This is a genomic window from Flavobacterium sp. (assembly GCF_003525665.1).
Lineage (GTDB): Bacteria > Bacteroidota > Bacteroidia > Flavobacteriales > Flavobacteriaceae > Flavobacterium.
The window spans coordinates 1-2,925 of the sequence record NZ_DQDX01000116.1; the positions used below are offsets into that span (position 1 = coordinate 1).

A 2,925-nucleotide genomic window follows, 5' to 3' on the forward strand; every position below is an offset into this window, starting at 1 on the left:
TCTTTTAGGAATTTGAAATAATAAATATCTAGAAGAAAATAAATAAAAAGTACTATCAGAAAACTATAAAAAAATACTTTTGTAGTTTTATATTTTTCAATGTTAGTAAGGTTACTGTAATTTATTATATACTTTTCAATCATTTTATATCTAACTTTATTCTAATGTAAATTCTTTTAAACCAATTGATAAAATTCTAGGCATTTTCTAATTTTTATACAAATATAAGATATTGAATAATTCGAATAGTATTTTTCAAATTTTAATAAAATAAAAAAGGTATTCTTTAACGGAATACCTTTTATTACTTTTTATGTGAAAATAAAAATCAATTTATTTAATTGACTCAAATTTTGCTAACATTGATTTACCTTTATGTAAATGCAACACGTTATCTTCAATCATATAATTATCTGTTTTTTCAATAGTTGTAATGAAGTTACTTTCAAAACTCATATTTGGACATGCCATTTTAGTTCCAGCAATTTTAGAAAAAGCCAATTTATTAGCCGCTTTCATTACAAAAGTTCCAGAAAAATTATTACAACCTGCATAAGCAGCAAATTTACCCGATTTAGAATCTAAATTGATAAAATAATCTTTGTTTGTTGCACTTTTTACTGCTTTTCCGTTAAGTTCAACTAATTTCCATTTTGTTTCAGCTAATGCATATTTACCTTCAGAAGGATCAGTAGAAGAATTGGTAGTTGATGTTGACATTTTGTTTAATAAATCTACATCCGATGAATCTACAGCTGTACTATCTACTACTTCAGTTTCATTCACAACCATTGTAGAATCTTGATTAACGATGGTATCATTCATAACATCAGTTTCAGATGTTTCTTTGTTTTTACAACTAACAATAGTTAAAAATGCAATTCCTAAAATAAAATAAAATTTTCTCATGTTTTTGGGTAGTAGCAATTAGTGCTTACTGAGGACAAAATTAATAAGATGTTAATTTTCTGCGTTACACAACAATTTATTTTTGTTACATAATTTTTTAGCAAACTAATAAGGAGGAGGAACTTTGTACTCGAGAAAAAGATTTTATCTTTGCTTTTCAAATTTTACAACCATGACAGAAATACAATCAATAATAGAAAAAGCTTGGGAAAACCGAGAATTGCTTAAAGACGAAACTACTTTAAAAACAATTAGAGAAGTAATTGCACTTCTTGATGCTGGAACTTTGCGTGTTGCAGAACCAACAGCTTCTGGATGGCAAGTAAACGAATGGGTGAAAAAAGCAGTTGTAATGTACTTTCCTATCCAAAAAATGGAAACATTAGAATCAGGAATTTTTGAATACCACGACAAAATGCTATTAAAAACAGGTTATGCTGAAAAAGGAATTCGTGTAGTTCCACCAGCTGTTGCTCGCTATGGTGCTTACATTTCTAAAGGTGTAATTTTAATGCCAAGTTATGTAAATATTGGTGCATATGTAGACGAAGGAACAATGGTCGATACTTGGGCAACTGTAGGAAGTTGTGCTCAAATTGGTAAAGACGTACATCTTTCTGGCGGCGTTGGAATTGGTGGTGTTCTAGAACCATTACAAGCTGCACCAGTTATCATTGAAGATGGCGCATTTATCGGTTCAAGATGTATTGTTGTAGAAGGTGTTCGTGTAGAAAAAGAAGCTGTTCTTGGAGCAAATGTATGTTTAACTGCTTCTACCAAAATTATTGACGTTACTGGTGATGAACCTATTGAATACAAAGGATTTGTTCCAGCTCGTTCTGTAGTAATTCCAGGAAGTTACACTAAGAAATTTGCTGCTGGCGATTTTCAAGTTCCATGTGCTTTAATCATCGGAAAACGTAAACCTTCAACTGATTTAAAAACTTCTTTAAACGACGCGTTAAGAGAATACGACGTAGCTGTTTAAAATGGATATCTCTATAATAATAGTTAATTATAAAAGTTGGAATGCATTGAGTGCATTGCTAGAAAGTATTGATTCTTTAAAACTCAAAAGTTGTACGGTAGAAACTATTGTAGTGGACAATTGTTCTAACGATGGGAAAATAATCGAATTTAAAGAAAATTTTTCTTCTGTAAAGTTTTTTGAAAATACTGGAAATAATGGATTTTCAAATGGTTGCAATTACGGCGCCTCAAAAGCAAGTGGTACATATCTATTTTTTTTAAATCCAGACACTGAATTAAACCAAAATGCATTAGAAAAACTTTGGCAATCAGCAAAAGAAAATCCTAACTTTGGAATTGTAACCTGCAATCAATATAATGAATCAGGAAAAAAATACAACCAGATTAGATTTTTTCCCAGTTTATTAACGCTTTTTGGATCATTCCGTATAGTTTACAAGATCATCAATAAAAAGAAAATAAATCGACAATTTAGTACAGAAAATAAAATTCTACATCCAGACTGGACAACAGGAGCAGTTATTTTTATGAGTGATTATTGGTTTAAAAAATGCAATGGATGGAACGAAAAATACTGGCTTTATTTTGAAGATGTAGATATATGCAGACGAATAAAAAATTGTGGAGGAACAATTGCCTTACTTACAGATTGTTCTATATTGCACAAACATGGCGGCGCTTCAAGAATCAATATAAAGACAAAAGCACTTACAAAAACTGAGGTTTTGATTTCACAACATGTTTACTTTAGTGAAAACTATAAAGGCATAATTCTATATATAATACAGTTATTGCTGGTATTATCGTTATCTATACAAAAAGCATTTATGGCTATTATTGGATTATTATTTATGTTTATTCCTAAATTACAAGTAAACTATTTTATTTACTTTAACCTTAAAGCCTATTATTGGAATGCTATTCTAAATAAAACTTGGATAAGTCCGCGAGCAACTCAATATAAAAAATGACAATGAAAATTTTAGTTATTCAGCAAAAAATGATTGGTGATGTTTTAATAACTTC

The 2,925-nt window shown here is 29.5% G+C and carries 3 protein-coding genes; 2 read left to right on the forward strand and 1 reads right to left on the reverse strand.

Going from position 1 to position 2,925, the window contains the following annotated elements; genetic code table 11:
* Positions 1-333: 333 nt before the first annotated feature.
* On the reverse strand, positions 334-909 hold the full coding sequence (locus DIU01_RS08335; RefSeq protein WP_290833408.1) for an META domain-containing protein: 576 nt from the start codon (positions 907-909) through the stop codon (positions 334-336).
* A gap of 172 nt (positions 910-1,081) precedes the next feature.
* Here DIU01_RS08335 and DIU01_RS08340 point away from each other — a divergent pair, with 172 nt between their 5' ends.
* On the forward strand, positions 1,082-1,897 hold the full coding sequence (locus DIU01_RS08340) for a 2,3,4,5-tetrahydropyridine-2,6-dicarboxylate N-succinyltransferase (protein ID WP_290833410.1): 816 nt from the start codon (positions 1,082-1,084) through the stop codon (positions 1,895-1,897).
* Position 1,898: 1 nt separating this feature from the next.
* Entirely contained in the window at positions 1,899-2,870 is a 972-nt protein-coding gene (locus tag DIU01_RS08345; RefSeq protein ID WP_290833412.1) for a glycosyltransferase family 2 protein, read from the forward strand.
* Positions 2,871-2,925 lie beyond the last annotated feature (55 nt).

Excerpts from the sequence above, each read along its gene's own strand:
- DIU01_RS08335 (WP_290833408.1), bottom strand. The coding sequence starts at position 909 with ATGAGAAAATTTTATTTTATTTTAGGAATTGCATTTTTAACTATTGTT.
- DIU01_RS08340 (WP_290833410.1), top strand. The coding sequence starts at position 1,082 with ATGACAGAAATACAATCAATAATAGAAAAAGCTTGGGAAAACCGAGAA.
- DIU01_RS08345 (WP_290833412.1), top strand. The coding sequence starts at position 1,899 with ATGGATATCTCTATAATAATAGTTAATTATAAAAGTTGGAATGCATTG.